The sequence below is a fragment of the Burkholderia sp. 28_3 genome (assembly GCF_003253915.1).
Taxonomy (GTDB): domain Bacteria; phylum Pseudomonadota; class Gammaproteobacteria; order Burkholderiales; family Burkholderiaceae; genus Burkholderia; species Burkholderia cenocepacia.
The window spans coordinates 19,827-43,210 of sequence record NZ_QKZF01000001.1 but is presented as its reverse complement, the minus strand read 5'-3'; the positions used below and the strand labels follow the sequence as shown (position 1 = coordinate 43,210).

10 protein-coding genes are annotated in these 23,384 nt (G+C 70.3%); 9 read left to right on the top strand and 1 reads right to left on the bottom strand.

The window, feature by feature from the left end:
- Positions 1-14 precede the first annotated feature (14 nt).
- Both DFS13_RS00145 and DFS13_RS00140 read left to right on the top strand, forming a co-directional pair.
- A complete protein-coding gene (locus DFS13_RS00145) occupies positions 15-1,418 on the top strand; it encodes a UDP-glucose/GDP-mannose dehydrogenase family protein (protein WP_034202118.1) in 1,404 nt (467 codons plus the stop codon).
- 26 nt (positions 1,419-1,444) lie between these two features.
- Entirely contained in the window at positions 1,445-4,111 is a 2,667-nt protein-coding gene (locus DFS13_RS00140) for a glycosyltransferase (protein ID WP_034202117.1), read from the top strand.
- A 21-nt stretch (positions 4,112-4,132) separates the two neighbouring features.
- Here DFS13_RS00140 and DFS13_RS00135 read toward each other — a convergent pair whose 3' ends face one another.
- Positions 4,133-5,056 carry an AraC family transcriptional regulator gene (locus DFS13_RS00135; protein WP_006485801.1) on the bottom strand — a complete coding sequence of 308 codons (924 nt, stop codon included), beginning with the start codon at positions 5,054-5,056 and terminating at the stop codon, positions 4,133-4,135.
- 179 nt (positions 5,057-5,235) lie between these two features.
- Here DFS13_RS00135 and DFS13_RS00130 point away from each other — a divergent pair, with 179 nt between their 5' ends.
- The 7 genes from DFS13_RS00130 (at position 5,236) to DFS13_RS40155 (ending at position 23,362) form a co-directional block, all read left to right on the top strand.
- Positions 5,236-5,697 carry a (2Fe-2S)-binding protein gene (locus tag DFS13_RS00130; protein ID WP_034202116.1) on the top strand — a complete coding sequence of 154 codons (462 nt, stop codon included), beginning with the start codon at positions 5,236-5,238 and terminating at the stop codon, positions 5,695-5,697.
- A 2-nt stretch (positions 5,698-5,699) separates the two neighbouring features.
- Complete coding sequence (locus DFS13_RS00125; protein ID WP_034202115.1) at positions 5,700-7,910, top strand: xanthine dehydrogenase family protein molybdopterin-binding subunit; 2,211 nt, start codon at positions 5,700-5,702, stop codon at positions 7,908-7,910.
- 446 nt (positions 7,911-8,356) lie between these two features.
- On the top strand, positions 8,357-8,755 hold the full coding sequence (locus tag DFS13_RS00120; RefSeq protein WP_006485803.1) for a winged helix-turn-helix domain-containing protein: 399 nt from the start codon (positions 8,357-8,359) through the stop codon (positions 8,753-8,755).
- 400 nt (positions 8,756-9,155) lie between these two features.
- Complete coding sequence (sctQ, locus tag DFS13_RS00110) at positions 9,156-10,307, top strand: type III secretion system cytoplasmic ring protein SctQ (protein WP_034202113.1); 1,152 nt, start codon at positions 9,156-9,158, stop codon at positions 10,305-10,307.
- A 3-nt stretch (positions 10,308-10,310) separates the two neighbouring features.
- Positions 10,311-10,985: a type III secretion system export apparatus subunit SctR gene (gene sctR, locus DFS13_RS00105; RefSeq protein ID WP_111441267.1), complete on the top strand. Its 675-nt coding sequence runs from the start codon at positions 10,311-10,313 to the stop codon at positions 10,983-10,985.
- Positions 10,982-11,767, top strand: a complete 786-nt coding sequence (locus DFS13_RS00100; RefSeq protein WP_006496150.1) for a lytic transglycosylase domain-containing protein — start codon at positions 10,982-10,984, stop codon at positions 11,765-11,767. The genes sctR and DFS13_RS00100 overlap by 4 nt, the downstream gene beginning before the upstream one ends.
- A 195-nt stretch (positions 11,768-11,962) precedes the next feature.
- The gene (locus DFS13_RS40155; RefSeq protein ID WP_166677900.1) at positions 11,963-23,362 is read left to right on the top strand and encodes an LWXIA domain-containing protein; all 11,400 of its coding nucleotides are present in this window, start codon (positions 11,963-11,965) and stop codon (positions 23,360-23,362) included.
- Positions 23,363-23,384 lie beyond the last annotated feature (22 nt).

The following is a 23,384-nucleotide window of genomic DNA, read 5'->3' as shown; positions in this document are numbered from 1 at the left end:
CCAGGGGAACAACCATGAATGTGCGGATCGCCATCGTCGGTACGGGCTACGTCGGCCTGGTCAGCGGCGCATGCCTTGCCGAGCTCGGGCATGACGTCGTCTGCATCGACAACAATCGCGGCAAGATCGACGCGCTGAACGAAGGCCGCATGCCGATCTACGAACCGGGCCTCGACGCCGTCGTCGCCCGCAACGTCGAACGCGGCACGCTGCGCTTCAGCAGCGACCTCGCCGCCAGCGTGCGCGATCGCGATGCGGTGTTCATCGCGGTCGGCACGCCGACGCTGCCCGGCACCGACCACGCGGATTTGCAATACGTCGAGGCGGCCGCGCGGGAAATCGCGGCGAACCTGACCGGCTTCGCGGTGATCGTCACCAAGTCGACGGTGCCGGTCGGCACCAACCGGATCGTCGCGCAGATCGTCGACTGCTGCGCACCGGACGGCGTCGACGCGGCGATCGCGTCGAATCCGGAATTCCTGCGCGAAGGCTCGGCGATCGACGATTTCATGCATCCCGATCGCATCGTGTTCGGCGCCGAGCATCCGCGTGCGATCGAGATCATGAAGGCGATCTACGCGCCGCTGGAAGCGGCCGGCCATCTCGTGCTCGCGACCGAGATCGAGACGGCCGAACTCGTCAAATACGCGGCGAATGCGTTTCTCGCGGTGAAGATCAGCTACATCAACGAGATCTCCGACCTGTGCGAAGCGGTCGGCGCCGACGTCGAGCTGGTCGCGAACGGGATGGGCCTCGACCGGCGCATCGGCGCGTCGTTCCTGAAAGCCGGCCCCGGCTGGGGCGGCTCGTGCTTCCCGAAGGACACGCGCGCGCTGAAGGCGACGGCCTCCCTGCATGCGGTGCCGCTGCGCATCGTCAGCGCGGCGATCGAATCGAACGCGCTGCGCAAGGAGCAGATCCTCCGGCGCATCGAGAACGCGTGCGGCGGCTCGATCAAGGGCAAGCGCATCGCGGTGCTCGGCCTCACCTTCAAAGGCCAGACCGACGACGTGCGCGAAAGCCCGAGCATCGACGTAATCCAGTTGCTCGTCGGCGCCGGCGCACATATCCGCGCGTACGACCCGGCGCGTCCGCACGAGGCGTCGCGGCTGCTGCCGCAGGTGTTCATGGAAGGCTCCGCGGTCGATGCGGTACGCAGCGCAGATGCCGTCGTCGTGATGACCGAATGGAAGGCGTTCGAGACGCTCGATCTCGCCGACCTCGCGGATCACATGGCCGACCCCGTGATGCTCGACATGCGCAACCTGTTCAGCGAACGGCTGGCCGCCGACAGCGGCTTTCGCCGCTACGAACGCGTGGGCCGCTCGTGCGGCGAGCGCTCGCCGGCAGACCCGGCCGCGGAACCCGCGAACGCGAGCGCGGACACCCGGCCGCAGCGCGGCCTGCTTCAGCACTGATGGTCCGACCTTGACGGGAGAGCACCATGAAGAAGCTGGTTGCGTCGCCTGCCGGTGCGCTTGCGCCGGATACCGCCGATACCACGGACGCGCCGGACACCGAAGCAGGTCGCGCCGATGCGCGGCACGCGGCGGTTCCGTTCGTGGTCCCGCTGATGGACAGCGGGACCCGGATCGTGTTCCAGATCCTCGCGCTGGGCTGGTTCGTCGCGCTGGGCATCTTCTGGCGCTGGTGGCTGCGCGACGAGCACTATGTCGATGCGTTCCGCTTCGGCGTCAACTGCTTCGTGCTGTTCTGGACCACCTTCATTCCCGGCTATTTCATCTTCATCATCCGCTCGGCGGTCGTGCCGAACCCCGCGCTGCCCGTGCCGCGCGACTGGCGCGTCGCGATGGTCGTCACCAAGGCGCCGTCCGAGCCGTTCGACATCGTGCGCACGACGCTGCTCGCGATGCTCGACCAGACCTATCCGCACGACACGTGGCTCGCCGATGAAGACCCGTCGCCCGCCACGCTCGACTGGTGCCGCGAGCACGGCGTGTTCGTGTCGACGCGGCGCGGCATCGCCGCGTATCACCGGGCGAGCTGGCCGCGCCGGACCCGCTGCAAGGAAGGCAATCTCGCGTACTTCTACGACCGGGTCGGCTACGACAACTACGATTTCGTGTCGCAGCTCGACGCCGACCACGTGCCGACCCGCACCTATCTCGAGGAAATGCTGCGGCCGTTCGTCGATCCGGACGTCGGCTACGTGTCGGCCCCGAGCATCTGCGACAGCAATGCGGCCGGCAGCTGGAGCGCGCGCGGCCGCGTCAACGTCGAAGGGCCGCTGCACGGCACGATGCAGGCCGGCTACGCGGGCGGCCTCGCGCCGCTGTGCATCGGCTCGCACTACGCGGTGCGCTGCCGCGCGCTGCGCGAGATCGGCGGGCTCGGGCCCGAACTCGCCGAGGATCACTCGACCACGATGATCTTCAACGCGAAGGGCTGGCGCGGCATGCATGCGCTGAACGCGATCGCGAACGGCGAAGGACCGCGCACGTTCGGCGATCTCGCGACGCAGGAATTCCAGTGGTCCAAGAGCGTGATGATCATCATGCTGCGCTACACGCGCCGCTATTTCATGGGCCTGCCGCTGAAGCTGAAGGCGCAGTTCCTGTTCTGCCAGCTGTGGTATCCGCTGTGCGCGCTCGCGATGGCCGGCAGCGTCGTGATTCCGGTCGTCGCGTTGCTGACCGGCCGCGTGTGGGCGCACGTCGACTACCTCACGTACCTCACCTACGCGCTGCCGCTCACCGTGCTGATCCTGTGCGTCGTGACGTGGGCCACGCATTCGACGCAGTCGTGCCGGCCGCTGAATACCAAGCTGTTGTCGTGGGAAGGGCTCACGTTCGTGTTCGCGCGCTGGCCGTGGGTCGTGCTCGGCTGCGTGTCGGCGCTGCTCGACTGCGTGCGCGGCAAGGAATTTCCGTTCAAGGTCACGCCGAAGGGCGGCATGGTCGAGCAGGACGCGCCGCTGCGCGTCGTCGCGCCTTACCTGCTGATCTCGCTGTTCTGCAGCCTGCCGGTGGTCGCGATCGAGAATCCGCGCAACGCGGCCGGCTTCTATCTGTTCTCGACGCTGACGGGCATCCTGTATTTCGTGATCGCCGCCGTCATCGCCGTGCATCACGGCAAGGAGCAAGGACTCGACGCGTCGACGTTCACGCAGATGTTCGTCAGCCGCCTGCCCGTGCGCAACGCGCTGTTCGTCTTCGCGCTGGCGATGCTGCTGACGGCCATCGGGCTGCGCGCACCGCACGGCTGGCAGGCGATGATGTGGCGCTCGGGCGTGCCGGTCGTCGCGATGGTCGAACCCGCGGCGGGGGAGCCGGTGAAGCAGCCCGCGCTCGGCGCCTACGACCCCGACGACGCGCTCGCGGCCGCGCCGGGCATCGCATTCGATCATGTATTCGTGTCGTGGAACGCGCCCGATATCGACGCGGAAATCGGCAACGCATACCGGGCCGCGCAAGCCCGCAACCGCTCGCTGATGCTGACCGTCGAGCCGTGGGCGGCGGACGGCACGCGACCGGGCACGTTGCTCGCCGATATCGCGCGCGGCCGCTACGACGCGCGGATCGCCGCGACCTGCTCGGCGCTCGCCGCGTTGAAGGGGCCGGTGTTCGTGCGATGGGGCCACGAGATGGAGACGGACACCGGACGCTATCCGTGGGCCGTCGGCGATGCCTCGGCTTACGTCGATGCGTACCGGCGCGTCGTCACCGCGTGCCGCACGATGACCGACCAGATCCGCTTCGTGTGGTCGCCGGCCGGCAACCGCAATCTCGGCGACTATTTCCCGGGGCGCGGCTATGTGGACGAAGTCGGCCTGTCGGTATTCGACTGCCCGCGCTGCGCGATCTGGCCGCCCGGCGGCCGGTTCTCGGCCGCGAGCATCCTGCGCACCAAGTACGAACGGGTGGCCGACTACGCCTTGCCGGTGATGGTCGCGGAGCTCGGCGTCGACGGGTCGAACGCGCGCAAGCGCGCGGAACTCGACGAATTCCAGCGCTCGCTGTGGCGCTATCCATTGTTGAAGGCGGTGGTCTACTTCAACGCGGTCGACACGCCCGGCGCGTGGCCCGCGCACTATGTGCCGGACTGGCGGATCGCGCCGGCGTTCCTGCAGACGACGGTCGTCGCGAAATGACGATCGGCGAGCGGCCGGCCGTCAGCCGAGCAGTTCCTTCTTGCGCAGATGCACGACGTCGCGCATCGGCGGCGCGCCGAACAGCCGGCTGTATTCGCGGCTGAACTGCGACGCGCTTTCGTAGCCGACCACGGCCGCCACCGACCCGACGTCGCCGCCCTGCCGCAGCAACAGCCGCCGCGCCTCGTGCAGCCGCAGCTGCTTCTGGTACTGCAACGGGCTCAGCGTCGTCACGTGCTTGAAATGATGGTGCAGCGACGACACGCTCATGTTGACCGCCTGCGCGAGCGACTCGACGCGCATCGGCTCCGCGAAGTGATCGCGGATCCATTCGATCGCACGCGCGATCCGGTGCGTCTGGCTGCCCGCGATCGCCATGTGCCGCAGCCGCGTGCCCTGCCCGCTGATCATCAGCCGGTACAGCACTTCCTTTTCGATCAGCGGCGCGACGACCGCGATGTCGGCCGGCGTATCGAGCAGCCGCAGCAGCCGCAACGCCGCATCGAGCAGCGGCGGCGTCAGCTCCGCGAGCGCGATCCCCTCGCCCTCCGGGCCCGCGTCGGGCTCGGGCAGCCGCATCTCGGCCGCCAGCTCGACGATGCGCTGCGGGTCGAGCGTCAGCGACAGGCACAGGTACGGCGCATCCGGCGACGCACGCGTCACGCGCGACAGGATCGGCAAGTCGATCGACGTAATCAGGCAATTGTGGGTGTCGTATTCGTAAGCCTGGCCGGCCACGATCACGCGCTTCGCGCCCTGCGCGGCGATCACCAGCGCGGCGCGCGATACGCCGCAGCCGAGATCGACCGGCCGCGTGTGCCGATGCAGCATCAGGCCCGGCACGGCGGTCGAGTGCGAGCCGTCCGCGGGCGCGAAACGGCCGATCAGCGACGCCAGTTCGCGCCGCCCGGATTCGCGCGACGCCACGATATCGGTCATGTCCATGACGCTTCCTCGAATGATTTCCCGTGTCGCGCGAGCATAGCGAAACGGCTCGCGGCGTGCGGGGAATTTGCAGGATTGTTCAATAAATTTGCAGGATTGGGTAGACGCAAAAAACGATGCCTCGCGCACACTGCCGGCTAACCCGGCGCATGCCGGGTTTTCCCCACGGAGACAACAACATGCCTACCTCGTTTGTCCTGAACGGCAAGAACGTCACGCTCGACGCCGATCCGTCGATGCCCGTCCTCTGGGCGATTCGCGAACACGCGGAACTGACCGGCACGAAATTCGGCTGCGGCATGGCGCAGTGCGGCGCGTGCACGGTGCATCTCGAAGGCCAGGCCGTCCGCTCGTGCGTGCTGCCGCTCGCCGGCATCGCGGGCAAGCACGTCACGACGATCGAAGGCCTGCAGAGCAAGCCCGCGCAGGCCGTGCAGGCCGCGTGGGTCAAGCTGCAGGTGCCGCAATGCGGCTATTGCCAGTCCGGCCAGATCATGTCGGCCACCGCCTTGCTCGAACAGAACCCGAAGCCGACCGACGCGGACATCGACGCCGCGATGAACGGCAACCTCTGCCGCTGTGCGACCTACGCCCGCATCCGGGCCGCGATCCACGACGCGGCCGCGACGCTGGGAGCCTGACCATGACGATCGAACTCGACAACCCCGGTTCGGTGCGCCCGTCGCGCCGCACGTTCCTGAAGGCCGCGGGGGCCGCTGCCGCCGTCAGCCTGACCATCGGCTTCGACTGGGCCGGCCTCGGCCGCCGCGCGCTCGCCGCCACCGCGCCGGCCGGCGATTTCGCGCCGAACGCCTTCCTGCGCATCACGCCGGACGGCGCCGTCACGGTCATCGCGAAGCACGTGGAAATGGGCCAGGGCGCCTATACGGGCATCGCGACGATCGTCGCCGAGGAGCTCGACGCCGACTGGTCGAGCGTGCGCGTCGAAAGCGCGCCGGCCGATGCGAAGCGCTATGCGAACCTCGCGTTCGGCACGATGCAGGGCACGGGCGGCAGCTCGGCCATGGCGAACTCGTGGCAGCAACTGCGCGAGGCCGGCGGCAAGGCGCGCGCGATGCTCGTGTCGGCCGCGGCAGCCCGCTGGAAGGTGCCGGCCGGCGAACTGACCACCGCCAACGGCGTCGTCTCGCACGCGAAGAGCGGCAAGACGGCCGCGTACGGCACGCTCGTCGCCGATGCGTCGAAGCTGCCCGTGCCCGACAAGGTCACGCTGAAGCAGCCGGCCGATTTCAAGCTGATCGGGCACCGGATTCCGCGTGTCGACGGGTCGTCGAAATCGAACGGCACCGCGCATTTCACGCTGGACACGACGTTCCCCGGCATGCGCGTCGCGCTGCTGCAGCGGCCGCCGCGCTTCGGCGCGACGGTGAAATCGTTCGACGCGACCGCCGCGAAGGCCGTGCCGGGCGTCGTCTCGGTCGTGCAGGTGCCGGGCGGCGTCGCGGTCGTCGCGACGGGCTTCTGGGCCGCGAAACAGGGCCGCGACGCGCTGAAGGTCGAATGGGACGAAACGAAGGCGGAAAAGCGCGGCTCGGACGAGCTCATGCGCGAATACCGGCAGCTCGCCGAGAAGCCGGGCGCATCCGCGCGCAAGGACGGCGATGCCGATGCGGCAATCGCCGGCGCCGCGCGCAAGATCAGCGCGACGTATGAATTCCCGTATCTCGCGCATGCGCCGATGGAGCCGCTCGACGCGGTCGTCAAGCTGACGCCGACCAGCTGCGAGATCTGGGCCGGCGACCAGTTCCAGACGGTCGACCAGGGCAACGCGGCCAAAACGGCCGGGCTGAAGCCGGAACAGGTGAAGATCCATACGCTGTATGCGGGCGGCAGCTTCGGCCGGCGTGCGAACGCGTGGTCGGACTACGTCGTCGAGGCCGTGTCGATCGCGAAGGCGCTCGGCGCGGACGGCAAGCCCGTCAAGCTGCAGTGGACGCGCGAGGACGACATCCAGGGCGGCTTCTACCGGCCGATGTACTTCCACAAGCTCGACGCGGGCCTGACCGCGGACGGCCGGCTGGTCGGCTGGCGCCACCGGATCGTCGGCCAGTCGATCCTCGCCGGCACGCCGTTCGAGGCGTTCATGGTCAAGAACGGCATCGACGCGACGTCGGTCGAGGGCGCGGCGAACCTGCCTTACGCGGTGCCGAACGTGTCGGTCGAGCTCACCACCACCCGGGTCGGCCTGCCCGTGCTGTGGTGGCGCGTGGTCGGCAGCTCGCATACGGCCTACGCGGTCGAGGCGTTCATCGACGAAGCCGCGCACGCGGCCGGCAAGGACCCGTACGCGTTCCGCCGCGACCTGCTCGCGAAGGAGCCGCGCATGCGCGCGGTGCTGGAGCTGGCCGCGCAGAAGGCCGGCTGGGATCCGGCCAAGCCGCTGCCGAAGGGCCGCGGGCGCGGGATCGCGGTGGCCGAGGCGTTCAAGAGCTATGTCGCGCAGGTGGCCGAGGTCTCGGTCGACGCGGACGGCAAGGTGAAGGTCGAGCGCGTGGTGTGCGCGGTCGACTGCGGGATCGCGATCAATCCCGACATCGTCGCCGCGCAGATGGAGGGCGGCATCGGTTTCGGCCTCGGCGCGGCGATGCACAGCGCGATCACGCTGAAGGACGGCCAGGTCGAGCAGCGCAACTTCGACGGCTACCACGTGCTGCGGATGGCCGAGATGCCGAAGGTCGAGGTGCATATCGTGCCGTCGGCCGAGGCGCCGACCGGGGTCGGCGAGCCGGGCGTCGCGCCGGTCGGGCCGGCCGTGGCGAACGCGATCTTCGCGGCGACGGGCAAGCGGCACTACGTGCTGCCGTTCGATTCGGCGGATAGCGCGAAGGCTTGATGTGACGGGACGCCGGCTGCGGGGCGAGGGGTGCCCTGTGACCGGCGTTTTTTCGGCTGCCCATGCAGGGTTCGATGTCGGCAAAAATCTTCGCCAACCATTTGATTCAAAAAGAAAACCCGGCAAGCCCGGCAGGGTTCGATGTAGGGTTCGTTATCCATCCGAAGCCTTATCCGGCCGCCCCCGAAATCCGTCCCTCCCCCACGTTACGTCAGACGTAACGCCCGTAACGTCCCCGCCCGATGCTACGTAACAATCCTTCACCATTGCTCCAGCCCTGTCATCACGCGCCCGGCGTTGCGCGTTAAAAATTCTTTTTAAATTCAAGGCTGCTCCGCGGTCCGCGCCGCTCCCGCCCGCCGTTACCCCCTGACAACCGCCCCCTGGCCCGAAAGTTGCAGCACAGGACCCCGCAAACACTCCTTTATGGACATGCGAGGGCCACCATGGATTGCAAATACCTGTACATCGACAACATAAAAATCAACTTCGTGCGCCGCACGATCGAAATCGACAACAAGGTCGTTGACGTCACGCCGCGCGAATTCGACGTCGTCGAATTCCTGCTCGACAACATGAACAAGATCGTGCCGCGGCAGGCAATCCAGGAAGCCGTGTGGGGCCGCGAGCTCGGCGTGTCGTCACGCACGCTCGACACCCATATCTCGCGGATCCGTTCGAAGCTGCAGCTCGAACACGACAAGAACCTGCGAATCATCCCGATCTACGCGGTCGGCTATCGGCTGGTGCTGTTCGGTGCGGCGATGACGCACGTCGAACGCCACGACGCGGCGCCGATGCTGCGCACGGCGCCGCAACCCGCGATGGCCGCCGACTACGCGTAACGCTTCACCCGCGCGCCGCCCGCTCGCGGCACGCCGGTCACGCTTGCCTCACCGCGCTGCGCGAATTCGCAGCCCCTCGCGGCCTGCCAGCCGGACGCGGCCTGCACGCCGCCCGGCCCGCCAGCCAGTCGCGCCCCAACCGCCGCCTCCGGGCGGCGGTTGCTTTCGAGGCCAGCCGTCGCGTCGCCCACTTCGGCGCACTCGGACGCACTCCACCGCACTTCGTCGCGCTTCGTAGCGCCCCGCTCCCGCCGCCTCCGCACGATGTGCGCGACTACGGATTCCGGCGCGGCACACGGCCATCGCCGTCCCTACAATCGACGCAGCAGCCGCGCGCCCCCGGCGCCGCCGGCATCAGAACAACCCGTCGAACCAACGCCGAATCCGCCCCGATCCCGCCGTGCCTGCGCTGTTCCTGACGAATGCCGACGCCGGCGACGCCGCGAACCGGGCCATGCCCGCCGCTTCCCCGCCGTCCGCCGCCGTGCCGGCCGCGGTCGCGCTCGACGCGTCGCCCTACCTGCCGCGCCTGTCCGCCGCCGCCGCGCGCGGGCTGTCGCATGCGTACGGCGCGACCGGCGCCGTCCCGGTCACGCTCGGCGAGCACGCGTACGAGGTGCGCTGGCGCGTCGACGCCGAGCCGGCCGCCGATGCGCACGCGTACCGCTTCGTCGTCGGCCCGGCCGCCGGCACGCTGTGGATCGACCCGGTCGCGGAAACCGAATGGCTCGGCGACGCGGCCGACCCCGCGGTCCCGGCCGTGATCCGCGCGGCGCTGCTCGCCGACCTGTGCGCGCCGCTCGCTGCGGTGCTGCAGGCAGCAACCCGGCAGCGCGTGGCGTTGCTGCCGCCCGACGGCGCACCGGCCTGGGATGCAGCGCCGGCCGCGCTGCGGTTCGAGCTGCGACGCGCCGACGCCGCGTGGCGCTGCCACGGCGCGCTGCTGTTCGACGCGCCGGACGCGCTGGCCGTGTTCTTCGCGACCGCGCCGGCCGCGCTCGCCGACGCGCGCGCGACCTACGCGAGCCTGCCCGTGCCGCTCGTGTTCGAAATCGGCCGCACCGAGCTGACGACGGCCGAGCTGGCCGACGTCGTCGGCGGCGACATCATCGCGATCGAGCGCTGGCAGGCGCACGAGCAGAACCTGCTGTGCGTCGCGCGGCTGCCGGCCGCGCCGGCGTGGGAGATCACCGGACGGCCGTCGGGCAACCGGCTGACCGTCGAACGAATCAGGGAGATGCCTTTGGAACCGACCCGCACCGACTCCGCCGCGCCGACGACGCACGACGCGCCGCCCGGCGACGCGCCACGCTCGCTCGATGGCCTCGCGGTCGACCTGCGCTTCGAGCTGCCGCCCACGTCGATGCCGCTGGGCGAACTGAGCGCGCTGCAGCCGGGCGCCGTGATCGAGCTGCAGCAAGGGATCAACCAGAGCGTGATCCATCTCGTCGCGAACGGGATGCTGATCGGCACCGGCCACCTGATCGCGGTCGGCCAGAAGCTCGGCGTGCGCGTCGTCACGCTGACGCAACCCGCGCCGCGCGAGCGCTGAACGATGGGCAACCTGCCGAATCCGGTCGCGCTGATCGCGGTGATCGCCGCGCTCGGCATCGCGCCGTTCGCGGCGCTGATGGTGACGAGCTACACGAAGCTGGTGGTCGTGCTCGGCCTGCTGCGCTCCGCGCTCGGGATCCAGCAGGTGCCGCCGAACCTCGTGCTGAACGGCATCGCACTGATCCTGTCGCTGTTCATCATGGCGCCCGTCGGAATGTCGATCCGCGATGCGCTGCAGGCGCGCCACTTCGATGCGTCGGGGCAGTCGTCGACCTCGGACATCGGCGCGCTCGCCGATGCCGCGCTGCCGCCGATCAAGGATTTCCTCGTGTCGCATACGCGGCAGCGCGACCGCGAATTCTTCGTGCGCACCGCGACGTCGGTCTGGCCGAAGAACCGCGCGGACGGCATCAAGGACGACGACCTGCTCGTGCTGGTGCCGAGCTTCACGCTCGCCGAGCTGACGAAGGCGTTCCAGATCGGCTTCGTGATCTACATCGTGTTCATCGTCGTCGACCTGCTGGTCGCGAACATCCTGCTGGCGCTCGGGATGCAGATGATCTCGCCGACCACGATCTCGGTGCCGTTCAAGCTGCTGCTGTTCGTCGCGCTCGACGGCTGGTCGCTGCTCGTGCACGGGCTCGTGCTGTCGTACCGCGTGGCGGGGGCGGGATGAACGCGCGCCGCCTGCGCACCGCCGCCGCGTGCCTGTGCGCGCTGGCCCTGCTCGCGCTCGCGTGCCTGCCATCGCGCGTCGTGCAGGCAGCCGGCGGCGCCGGTTTCGCGCAACTGGCGCGCGCCTGCGCGCCGAACGTCGATCCCGCGACGCTCGCCGCGCTCGTGCGTACCGAGTCGGGCTTCAATCCGTATGCGATCGGCGTGGTCGGCGGGCACCTGACGCGCCAGCCCGCGTCGCTCGACGAGGCGCGCGCGACCGCGCGCGAACTGTCGTCGCGCGGCTTCAGCTACAGCGTCGGCCTCGCGCAGGTCAACGAACGCAATTTCGCGAAATACGGGCTCGACGAAGCGACGATGTTCGAGCCGTGCCGCAACCTGCAGGCCGGCGGCGCGATCCTGACCGAGTGCTTCGCGCGCTCGTCGGGCACCGGCCGCGCGACGCAGGCCGCGTTGCGCGCGGCGCTGTCGTGCTACTACAGCGGCAACTTCACGACCGGCTTCTCGAGCGGCTACGTGAGCCGCGTCGTCGCGAGCGCACAGCGCAATGCGCGCGAAGGCGGCGTCGAACCGATCCCCGTCGTGACCGACACGCCGCCGCCGGAACGCCAGCGGCGCATGGCCGCGGCCGCCACGACGCCGCCCGAACGCGCGCGCCGCCTGCCGTCGCCCGCCGCGTCCGCCGATGCGCCGTCGTGCCATGCGCGTCCGGTGGTGATGATGTGCCGCGGGCTGCCGGCGAACCAGGCGAAGCGGCTGTGCGTGCGGTGTCTTGATCAGTAAGCAGGCCCGTACCCTCGTTCCCGCCGCCTCGCGTCGCCGCCGTTCGTAGCGACGACCCGGCGGCGCGCGCGCATCGGCGGCGCGCTACGAAACGCGCTGCGTCACCGCGGCGCATGCCTTTCTACACTCCAAGCTCGACCGTAATGGCATCGTAATGCGCGCCCCGTCGAGCGCGGCGCGACCGGGAGGAGTTTGATGCTGGATATCGACGGCGTCGGTATGGGCGCCAACTGGATGGCGTTCCTCGAGCGCACGCTCGAAGCCGAACGCGCGAAAGCGGCAAGCCAGGCCGCGCAGCAATCGGGCGACCCGTCGAAACAGCAGACCGCCACGCCCCCGCCGCCGCCGATCACGGTGCAGGTCACGCCCGGTACGGACCCGTCGAAGCCGACCAATGCCGAAATCGCGTCCGCGACCTCGCTGATCCGGAGCCTCGCCGAACAGTACCGGCCCAAGCCGCCCGACATCACGGTCGACGATCCGCTGACCCAAGCCGCGCAGACCGCGATCCAGGGCGCGCAGACGCAATACGACAACGCGCTGCAGGACGAGCAGGACAAGCAGACCGCGCTGACCCACGCGAAGAACGATCCGTCCACGACGAAGGACGCGCTCGCCAGCGCGCAAACCGCCTACGACAACGCGCACCAGGCCACCGCGAAAGCGGAAAAGGAACTGGACGTCACGACCGACGCCGGCTACATGATCGCGTACGCGCAGCAGGCCGATCACGACAACGAAGCGCTCGATCCGAAACGGGCGGGCTCCGCGCAGGCCGACGCGAACGCGGCGCTCGACCGGCTGAAGGCGGCCGTCCCGGGCATCGACGATCCGGCCAAGGTGTCGCCGCGGGACGACTGGACGCCGCAGCAGAAGCAGGCCTACGACGCGTGGCAGAAGGCGGACGCGAAGCTGTCCGAAGCGAAGGCGCTTCACAACGCCGACATCGCGAATTCGAACCTCGCGTTCGCCCAGTTGCAGTCGTATGGGTCGAACGGCGATTACGCGGATGCGATGGATGCCGGCATCGCGCGTATCAACAAGCAGCTCGCGCCGCTCGATCGCGTGATCGACGTGCCGCCGGCGCTGAAGCCCGACGAGGCCCGGACGCAACTGACGCAGAGCGCCGACGACGCGAACTATGCGAACGCATGCCTGAATGCGGCGACCGACGCGGCGAAGGTCGCCGACATCCAGGGCACGTACAACGCGGTGTCCGGCAAGTACGGGCCGACCGTGATGAGCACGACGGTCGCCGCACAGCAGGACCTGCTGAACCATGCGCAGGCCAGCGCGCGCGTGAGCGGCGGGTATCTGCAGATGCTGTATGCGAATCGCCAGGTCGACGAACAGCAGAAGAACTACGACGCCACGCAAAAGAGCGCGACGCAATGGCGCCGCGACCATCCCGGCGTCAAGCTGATGGACCCGCGCGCCGATCTCGGCGTCGAAGACGCGGCCACGCAGCTGTGGAAGGCGAAGGATGCCGCGAGCCTCGCGCACGACGGCTATGTCGCCGCGTACGGCAACGCGCTCGCGATCCACTACGACGATATCGCCGCCGGCGTGCAGAATCGGTACGACCACCGGACGATGTGCATCGCGAACGATCCGACGCCGCTCGAGATCAAGGGCCTGAAAACGATCGCGTCCGCGCTGCATCAGGCAGACGAGCGGATGACCGCGTCCGTCAACGAGCGCGCGACGAAGCAGGCGCTCGCCGATGCACAGGCGAAGCAGCAGGACCTGAAGATCAAGGTCGACGGGCTGCAGGCCCAGTACGACCAGTGGAACCGCGATCACGGCATCGGGCCGACGCCGAGCGTGTTTTCCATCGCGACACCGCAGGGAACGCCGAAGAACATCCCGTTGACGGCGCCGGTGCCGTTCGTCGTCAATCAATACGCGAAGCCGCTTGCCGATGCGCTCGCGGAACTCGATCAGGCGAACCGGGACGTCCAGCACGCGCAACTGCGCAGCGAAACGTTCCATCAGCAGGTGCTGTTCAACGAATTCGACGCGCATCTCGACGAGCGGCTGCGCAATCCGAAGACCGAATCCGATCAGAAGGACTACGCGAAGGCGCTGTCCGACTTCTTCGGCGCGCACCGCAGCGAGCTGTCGCAGTCGCTGCTCGACAAGGCCGGCGACGCGACGCGGCGCGGCACGCGGATCGACTTCGGCCTGCTGGACCCCACGGAACAGCGCAACCTCGTCGGCGTCGCGATCGGGCTGTCGCCGGACCGCGCGACCGGCGACCCGCATGCCGCGCAGTTCAGCGACGGCAAGAAGCTCGAATCGATCGACAAGGTTCGCGACGAACTGCTGAAGGTGGGCGGCGGCAAAGGCACGCGCGTCAACGTGATGCCGATCGTCTATGCGTCGAAGGACGCCGGCCTGGTCACGAGCGCGATCTTCAAGGTCACGAACGAGAATGGCGACACGCACTACGTCGACGATCAGGGCGCGAAATACTCGAGCATCGACAACTTCATCGACGACAACTCGCTGTCGTCGGACGGCACGCTCGACATCGCGACCGGCTACGACGCGAACGGCACCGCGCGGATCGACCCGCACAACACCGCGCACGACGACAGCTGGTGGGAAAGCGTGATGCACACGTTCGGTTCCGGCGACGTGAACCTCGGGATGCTGCTCGGCGGGATCGCGCTCGAAGTCGGCGGCGGCCTGCTCGACGCGACGGTATTCGGCGCGCCGCTCGGCGTCGCGCTCAACGTGGCCGGCACCGGGCTGATCTATACGTCGGCGGCGGCAGCCGTCGCGAACTCCGGCTACGACCTCGCCAATCGCATCCAGCACGATCGCACGATCAGCCCGCTCGATGCGGAAGCGCGCGCCGATTACCTGAACCTGGTGCCGGCCGGCGTCGGCGGCGTCGGCAAGATCGCCACGCTGCTGAACGATTCGAAGGGGCTCGCGACCTTCGTGCGGCGCGCGACGACGGTCACCGGTCTCGGCGGCGCGGCGGAAGCCGGCGTGCAGTTCGTGCACGATGCGGTGACGGGTCATACGGACCGGCTCGCCGGCGATGCGTCGTCGTTCATACTGAATCTCGGCCTCGCGCAAGGTCACCAGAAGCTCAAGGCCGTGACGACCGGCATCGTGCGGCGTACCGGCGGATTCGGCGGCCGCGACCTGAACAACCAGGCCGTGCAGATCGGCGACCAGACCGTGCGCATCGGCCAGAGCCGCTACACAGCGACGAACACGCTGCGGCTCGGCCGTACGCGCGCGACCATCGACGGCCGCAGCGTGACCGTGGCCGGCGACGGCACGCTGATGGTCGGCAAGCGCGTGCTGACCTACGAAGGCGTGCCGATCCGCGTATTGAGCCGCGCGAATGCGGTGAATACCGGCGCACGCGGCAAGACCGGCACCACCGCGTTCGTCGACCACGAAGGCCGCATCACGATCGCGGAACGCATCGACGGCTCGTGGCGCACCCTCGAGCGCACGCGCTTCAACCGCTACGGTACCGATGGTCGCATCACGGCCGGCCGGGACGGCAGCCTGACGCTGTCCGACGGCATCGAGCTGCGCGCGCCGAGCCAGGTCGGCACGCCGCGCGGCGCGGGCCCGGCGCCCGCCACGCCGACGGCCGCGCCGCCGCACGACGATGGCGCCCGCACGAACGCGGCCCGCGCGACCCCGTCCACGCTGCGCGCGGCAGCGGACCCGACGGCGGCCGTGGCCGAGCCGGCCGCCGCGACGTCGCGCGCGACCGCGCAGGCAGGCCGCTCGTCCGCGCAGGTGCGCGAACGCGCCGCCGAGAACGACCAGGATGCACGCACCGCATCGCGCGCGGATCGCCGCAGCGGCGACGCGCGGACGATCCAGTACCGGCGGGTCGCCGACCCGGCCGAAGCCGGCGCCGGCGGGCCGCTCGAACCGCTGACGTTTCGCCAGCGCGTCGCCTGGACCGTCCTCCATGCGATCGAATCCTCCCCGCTCGCGCCGGGCTTCGCCGCCCGCGAGGCGGACGTCGCGGTCGCGCCCGGCGGGCCGCGCGTCGAGCAGCACAGCTATGGCGGGCGCACGCTGTTCGTCGTGCGCAACGGCCGCCCGGACGCGCCGCTGACACGCCCGGACGGCACGCCGTTGTCCGGCCACGAACTCGCGCTCGACGCGCGCCACGGGCTGCCGGCGCCGTCCCGGCTCGACGAACCGATCGTGCTCGTCGCGGAAGGCGCGGAGGCCGGGCTGGCCCCCGAACTCGCGAACGTCTGGAACCGTCCGGTATTCGTCGCACCGCGCGGCGCGCTCGCGGCGGACGGCACGATCCGCGCGACCAGCGGCTTCCTGCGCTTCGATCCCGCGCCGCATCCGGAGGTCGCGCTCGGGCCGCTGCGGGCGGACGGCCTGCAGGTATTCCATGCGGACAGCGGCAAGCCGGTGGACCTGAACGAGCATCTCGGCGCGCTGCTCGGCTTCGGCGCGCACAAGGGCGGCTTCGCGCTCGGCCGGGATGCGGTCGTCGCCCTCTACGAGGATTTCAGCACGCGCGCCGAACAGCAGGCCAGCGCCGGCGCCGAACGCGCGGCGCTCGCGTTGCTGCGGCGTCGCTACGATCTCCCGACCGTCGCGATGGACGGCCCGTTTTCGCACGCCGGCCGCGTCGCGGTGCTGTACCAGCCGCGCGGCGGGCTGCATACCGGCGATGCCGGGCGCGGCCTGCTGCCGACGACGCTCGACCCCGAATCGCTGCAGACCCTGCGCACGCTGCGCGACGCGATTCAGCAGGACCGGCTCTACTTCGATCCGCAAGGCGTGTATCGCGACGGCCGGCTGCTGCTCGCGGATCCCGGCCCGATCGAGACCCACAGCGACGCGTATCGTCAGACCCTCGCGGACGTCGACGATCAGATCACGCTGCTCGAACGCGGGATCGAGCGCGGCGACGTGAAGCTCAAGCGCCCGGACGTGCAGATGCGTGCCGGCGGCGCGCCGCTGCCGAACCAGGTCAGCGCGTTCGCCGAACAGTCGGGCACGCTCGCGCAGCAGATGCGCCTGCTCGGCAGCGACCGTTCGCGCGTGAACGCCGCCGGCAAGCGTCCGGGCGGCGGCCGCTACACGCGCAAGGCGCTCGAAGCCGAGGCGAGCCGGCAGCTCAATGCATTCGAGGCCCGCTACGACGTCGATCTCGGCAGTCGCGCCGACGCGCATCCGCGCGATGCGGGCGATCCGCCGAACGACCACGGCGGCCGCGACAAGCCGCGCGACGACGCGCCGCGCTCGATGCGCGAGATCCAGGCGCAGCGCGTCGCGTGGTCGCGCGCGCACGTCGAGCGCAACGCGTCGCCGTTCGGCGCCGCGACGCCGGCGCTCGACGCGCTGGGGCTCAGGCGGCGCGGCCTCGTGTCGATGGATGAAGCCGACCGTCTCGCGATCGTCCATGCCGACACGCAGCCCGACGGCACGCTGCTCGGCCCCGACGGCCGGCCGATCGATCCGCACGGCTTCTCGCTGCTGTCGGATGCGCCGTACGCCGGCCAGCGCGTGGTGATCCTGGCCGCGCGGCACGCGAACGAAGGCGCGGCCGCGCAACTGGCGAACCTGTGGCAACGCCCCGTCTACGCGGTGCATCCGGACGCCGTTGGCGCAGACGGCGGACTGACCGACCTGTCCGGCATGAACCGCTACGTGCCGGCCGCTTACGAGCAGCCGGCGCTCGGCGAGCTGTCGGTCACCGGCGGCCAGCTGCACGTCGCGGGCGATCCCGCGCGCACCGTCGATCCCGCCGACCATCTCGGCCCGCTCGTCGGCTCGGGGCTCTACAAGACGGTATTCGACGGCGGCACGGGCCAGGCGATCGGCTTCTTCCGCGACACGTCGCCGGACGGCGTGGAAGTCGCGCACGAGGAAATTGGCGCCGAACAGGGCGGCCTGCGTGAACTGAAACGGCTCGATCTGCCCGTCAGCACGGTCGACGGACCGTTCTCGCACCTGGGCCGGGTCGGCGTCGTGTACAAGCCGGCGGCACTGCTGAGCAGCGCCGCGATGGAAAAAGGGCTCGGCCTGCCCGGCGTGGTCCGGCGCAGCGGTCTCGACGATCTCGCGAACATTCGCAACGTCACGCAGCGGCACGGGCTGCTGTACGACTTCCAGGTGCTGTTCGGCCGCCATGGCGAAGTGCTGCTGCACGACCCCGGCCAGGTACTGCACAAGGCGGACCCGGAAGGCGACGTCGTCGAGCGGATCGACGGCGTCATCGACACGATCCAGCGCGGCATTGCGACGGGCCGCATTCGCCTCGCCCATCCCGCCTACGCCGAAAGCGGCGCGTACGCGCAACGCCCGGGCATGCTCGGGCGCGTCGTGCAGCGGTTCCGCGGCCGCGTGCTGCTGATGCGCGCGCACGCGATCGCGCGACAGTCGCCGACCTTCCGCGCGCAGATGCGGCTGGCCCGCAGCGACGGCTGGACGATCCGCGTCGGTACGCCGGGCGGCGGTCATTACGCGGACGCGGACACGCGCACGATCGTACTCGACGGCAATACGCGCCGCGCCGGCACGCTCGTATTCGTGTGGGGCCACGAACTGCAGCACAGCGTCGATCTCGCGACCGGCGCGCTGGCCGCCGAGCACGCCAGCCCCGAAGCCGCCGTGGCCGCGCTGCTGAAGTCGGATGCGCGCGCGGAGGTCAACGCGTACACGATCCGCAACGAAATCCTCGCCGCCGGCGGGCCCGACATCGCGACCCACGCGACGTTGCCCGACGCGCTCGCCCGGGCGACCGAGCATGCGCTGACGAGCCGCGACCCGGCCGCGCTCGACGCCCTCGCGGACACGTTCGGCGACATGCGCACGTCGACGCCCGGCAATCCGACCTATCGCGAGTACTACGGCGAACAGGTTCGCGCGGCGGCCGGACGCCCCGTCGCGGCACGGCTCGCCGCGCCGGCACGCGCCCGCCATGCGGTCGACGGCCACGCGATGAAGCACGCACGCGCGTGGCTCGACGCGCGCGACATGCGCACGCTGACGCGCGCCGAAGGCCAGCACGCGCCCACGCTCGGGCACCTGGTGCAGCAGACCGGCACCGACACGGCGCTGCTGATCGCGCGGGCCGGCAAGCCGACGCCCGACGCGCCGCCGACGTTCGTCGCGACGGCGCACGTCGATGCGAATGGCGCGATCCAGCGCCTGCGCTTTCTCGGCAACGCGCTGAACGCCGAGGAGCGACAGGCGCTGAAGCAGGCGCTGTCGAGCGCGATGGAACGCAGCGATCCGGCCGGCACCGCCGCCGCGCGGCGCGCGTTCGATTTCCATGCGTCGCCCGTCACGCACCGCGAACTGGTCGCGCTCGGCGGCCCGGCGAAGGTCAAGCCCGCGCGTGAAGGCGAGACGGTCGAATTCACGCGGCACGGGCGCGTGCGCGACGCGTACGTCGATGCGATCGACGCGCTGTCGAATGCGCCGCATTTCGCACGCGCGAAACAGGCCGTCGCGGCGGCCGGCCACGCCGACACGATCTACGTCGTCGACAAGGCGACGGGCAAGATCGCCGGTCATGCGCGCTACGACTCGGCCACCGGTGTCTGGCAATACCGGGAAAACGCCCCGCATGCACGGACTCACGTAACGGAGCGGCCGCTCGCCGCCGCGTATCCGCAGCGCGGCCGCATCCGGTTGCGGCCGAACGGCAAACTGCACGGCGTGCCGCTCACGCGGGCCCGCACGCGCGGCATGACGTTCTTCGTCAGCAGCGTCGAACCGGCCACGCTGGCGCGGGTCGGCGACCGCTTCGACGCGCCGCGACCACCGAAGAAGGACAAGACGGAAGTCCTGCCGCGCCGCGGCCTGCACTATGGCGGCCATGTGGCGATCAGCGGCATGCACGGTCTGCGGCGCCGCTTCGCGTCGCTGACCGGCACGGGCGCCGCGATCGCACTGCGCCGCGCCCGCGCGATCGCGACGCTCGGCCGCGCATCGTCAGCCACGCGTCCGCTGCCCGCCGGCGGCACGCGCACGCCCGCGACCAGCGCGCTGGCGCCGGCGCCCCGCGCGTTCGAAGCCGGGCTGCTGCCCGCCGCGTCCGGTCATGCGCTGGATTTCAGCGGTCACAACGTCGTGCACCTGCTCAGCCTCGCGAAAGCGCGCGGCCTCGTGCCCGGCAAGCATTTCATCTACGTGTATGGCGGCGGCGAGCGCATCGCGTACCGGCTCGGCAAGCCGCGCGCGGTGATCACGGCCAACGCGCAAGGCGAACTGACCTGGCATGACAACTGGCGCAAGCCCGACAGCCCCGGCGTGCCGCTCGACGCGTCGCCGATCGGCGGCGGCCCGTACGGCGGCGATACCCATCTGCTGCTGACCGAACTCGCGCCGGATGCGCTTGCGGAGCACGCGCGCGGCACCCGGCTCAAGACGCTCGAGACCCGCCTCGCAACCGTCGACGCATGGGCGAAAGACCCGTCGCCGCACATGTCCGACGCGCGGCGCGACTGGGGCGCGACCGAGGCGCGGCGGCTGCGGTCGCAACGCCACGCGGCGCTGCAGTCGATCCGCCGCGCGAACGCCGCGGCCGCGCGCAACGGGCAAGCGGCATCGGGCCATCCGGTGCTCGACGTGCGCACCTATCAGCCGTCGCTCGTCAGCACGACGCAGGTCGAATCGCTGCAGCGCTATGGCGACGGCAACGCGTCGGCCCTGCTCGCGCACTACGACCGGATCGACGCGCTCGTGCAGCACGCGCGCGATCCGCGCGCCGCGCCGCTCGAACTCGACGATGCGGTCAACGGCGTGCCGCCCGCGATCATGGCCGACGCCCAGGCGTTGCGCGACACCGGCATGCCGCTGTACGTCGCGCGCGACTGGTCGGGCGGCGGCTCGCGCTATGCGCCGATCCCGCTCAGAAGAAAGGTGCTGAGCCGTTTCAGCACCGCGCTCGCGACCGATCGCGCGCTGCGCCGGCGCCTCCTCGCCGCCGATCCCGCGTACCAACAGCGCGTGGTGCCGATGAGCCGCGCGTTCCGGCTCTCTGACGATCCCGCGAAATTCGTCGCGCAGATCGAGCGGCACGGCGGCGTGATGCCGGCCGTGACGATCGTGATCGACCCGCACACGCTCGCGGCCACGCGCGGCGCGAAGCACGACCCCGCCGTCGTGCACGACGCGAAGTCGATCGGCGACCACAAGGACGCGACGATCGACTACTGGACCGGCACGATCACCGGTGCGAACGGCAAGTCGATGCGTATCGACGACCTGGCCGAGCAATACGTGCACAACTGGCTCGATGCGTCGTCGAAGGCCGGCTTCCTGCTGCGCTTCGAAATGGCGCCGGCGCGGGCGCTGGTGTCGTCGGTCGACCACCGGCATCAGCCCGGCTCCAACACCGGCTATCACGACCACGCGCGGCTCGGCGCGCTGCTCGAATCGTGGAACCGGACGCACCTCGGGCAGCCCGCGCCGCACGTGATGGTGACGTTCCACGGCTGGGATACGGTGCCGGAGCCCGCGTCCGGCGCGAGCCACCTGGAACTCGCGAAATCGCTGCTCGACCATCCGGCGCTGCCGTGGGTGCACGTCGGCCTGTCGTACGCGACGCATGGCTCGGACTTCGTCGCGAACCAGGAACTGACGACCGCGCTCGCGACGCTGCTCGTCGAGCGCGCCAGGGCCAACGACCCGACGCTCGCGCGACTGCACGGCGCCGACGCGCTGACGCGCGTATACGACCGCGTCGACCGCACGACGCTGATGAACCAGCACGGCCTGCTGCTCGCGGAAGTCGACCGCATCGGCCGGGCGCGCGGCATGTCGCCCGCGCGGCTCGCGGCGTTGCGCCAGCAACTGTACGAAGGCAACACCACGCAACTGCTGCATCGCGCCCGCTATGCGACGTCGCGCTTCGCGGCGGACCGCTGGGCCGCCGACCCGCGCCGCGCGCCCGCGGCCAGCGACGCCGCCCGGATGTTTACCGAACGATGGCTCACCGACGTCGGCGCGCGGCTCGCGGCGCCGGAACAGATCGTCACGACGGACGGCGGCGGCGCCGGTGTCGAACCGCTGCAGGCCTGGCGCGAAACCGTCCTCGCGCCCGCGCTCGTCGCGGCCGATACGCAGCCGATCAGCGAAAGCCGGCTCGTCAGCGCGCAGACGAACGAGCCGATGCGTCCGGACGATCCGCTCGCCGCGGCCGCGGAACTGCATGCGCTGCGCCTGCATCAGCCGGACAGCTGGATCGCCGCGCTGCTGAACCGCAAGAACCTGCTGTCGATCGCGATCGGCGCGGGGGCCGGCTTCGCGGTCCATCACTTCGGCCTGACGCCGGACAAGTTCAAGCAGGCCGCGAACGCGGCGTTCGTCGGCGTGCGGACCGGCCGGCTCGTGCAGGCCGTGCACCAGGACACCGTGCGCGCGCTGCAAAGCGGCGACCCGCGGCTGTTCGATCGCGTGATCGACCGCTTCGTCGACGGCCTGAACAATCAGCTCGACGCGCACCAGATGCATGCCGAGCAGCGCAACGCGTCGCTGATCCTGCTCGCCGAGAGCGCGCGGGCGAAGATTCATCTCCAGCTGGAATTGCACAAGGCCGCGTCGCTGCCGGCGGACAAGACGCTGGAATACACGAAGATGATCGCCAACGACATGCTCCAGCAGATGCAGGGCGTGCTCGCGGGCACCTCGATCCAGCAGCTGCATTACGGCAATCCGCGCCGCTTCATGGGCAAGGCCGGACGCGCCGCCGCGATCGCCGGCTATGCGAGCCTCGGCGAGCTGTCGCTGCATGCGCTGCTGCAGAATCCGTCGGTGGTGCCGGCGCTGGGCGCGGCCGGCGCGCTGCTCGGCATCACGTATACCGGCCTCGTGCAGGGCAGCGCGTTCGCGCACCTGAGCATCGAACGGCGTAGCCGCGTCGTGCGGGGCATCGACCTGATGTCGGATCTCGCGAGCATCGCCGGCGGTGCGATCGCGCCATTCGTCGGCCCGCATCCCGCGATCCAGTCGGACTTGCCGATCGCGATTTCGTCGCTGTCGTCCGCGACGCTGCTCGCGCTCGCGCGCATCGACACGCATTTCCCGAACCTGCCGAAGCGGCTCACCGGCTCGATTCCGACGTCGCTCATGGTCGCGCCGATCCTGATCTATGTCGGCAAGTGGATCTACACCGCATTCGAGGACGACGACGGCAAGGCGCCGCCATCCGGCACGCAGCAGCCGGGCGGCGGGGCGACCCAGCACGCCGTCGCGCCGTCGTCGGCCGCCACGCCGGGACACCCGGCGCCCGCCACGCATGCGGCGCAGCCGAGCGCGCCGCCGTCGCCTTCGGCGAGCGCCGCCTCGCCGTCCCGACCGCAACCGTCGCCAGGCACGCCGTCGAACCCGCCGTCGCCGTCGAACGCCCCGCAGCCCTACATCGTCGTCGACGGCGATTCGCTATGGGTGATCGCGGACCAGCATCGCCAGTCGCTGCTGGACGCCGCGCACGTATCGCGTGCCGACCAGCAGGCGATGACGCGCGGCGAACAGGATGCGCGTGCGCTGAAAGAAATCCTGCAGCTCAATCCGTCGGCCGCGCGCGATGCCACGCACTTGCCGGTCGGCACGCCGCTGGTGGTCGGATGACGGTCGGCCCGCCGCGCGTCAC

Bases quoted from the DNA above. Each gene is read 5' to 3' on its own strand.
- DFS13_RS00120 (WP_006485803.1), top strand. From the start codon at position 8,357: ATGGATTGCAAATACCTGTACATCGACAACATAAAAATCAACTTCGTG.
- DFS13_RS00100 (WP_006496150.1), top strand. From the start codon at position 10,982: ATGAACGCGCGCCGCCTGCGCACCGCCGCCGCGTGCCTGTGCGCGCTG.
- DFS13_RS40155 (WP_166677900.1), top strand. From the start codon at position 11,963: ATGCTGGATATCGACGGCGTCGGTATGGGCGCCAACTGGATGGCGTTC.
- DFS13_RS00135 (WP_006485801.1), bottom strand. From the start codon at position 5,056: ATGGACATGACCGATATCGTGGCGTCGCGCGAATCCGGGCGGCGCGAA.
- DFS13_RS00125 (WP_034202115.1), top strand. From the start codon at position 5,700: ATGACGATCGAACTCGACAACCCCGGTTCGGTGCGCCCGTCGCGCCGC.
- DFS13_RS00145 (WP_034202118.1), top strand. From the start codon at position 15: ATGAATGTGCGGATCGCCATCGTCGGTACGGGCTACGTCGGCCTGGTC.
- DFS13_RS00130 (WP_034202116.1), top strand. From the start codon at position 5,236: ATGCCTACCTCGTTTGTCCTGAACGGCAAGAACGTCACGCTCGACGCC.
- sctR (WP_111441267.1), top strand. From the start codon at position 10,311: ATGGGCAACCTGCCGAATCCGGTCGCGCTGATCGCGGTGATCGCCGCG.
- DFS13_RS00140 (WP_034202117.1), top strand. From the start codon at position 1,445: ATGAAGAAGCTGGTTGCGTCGCCTGCCGGTGCGCTTGCGCCGGATACC.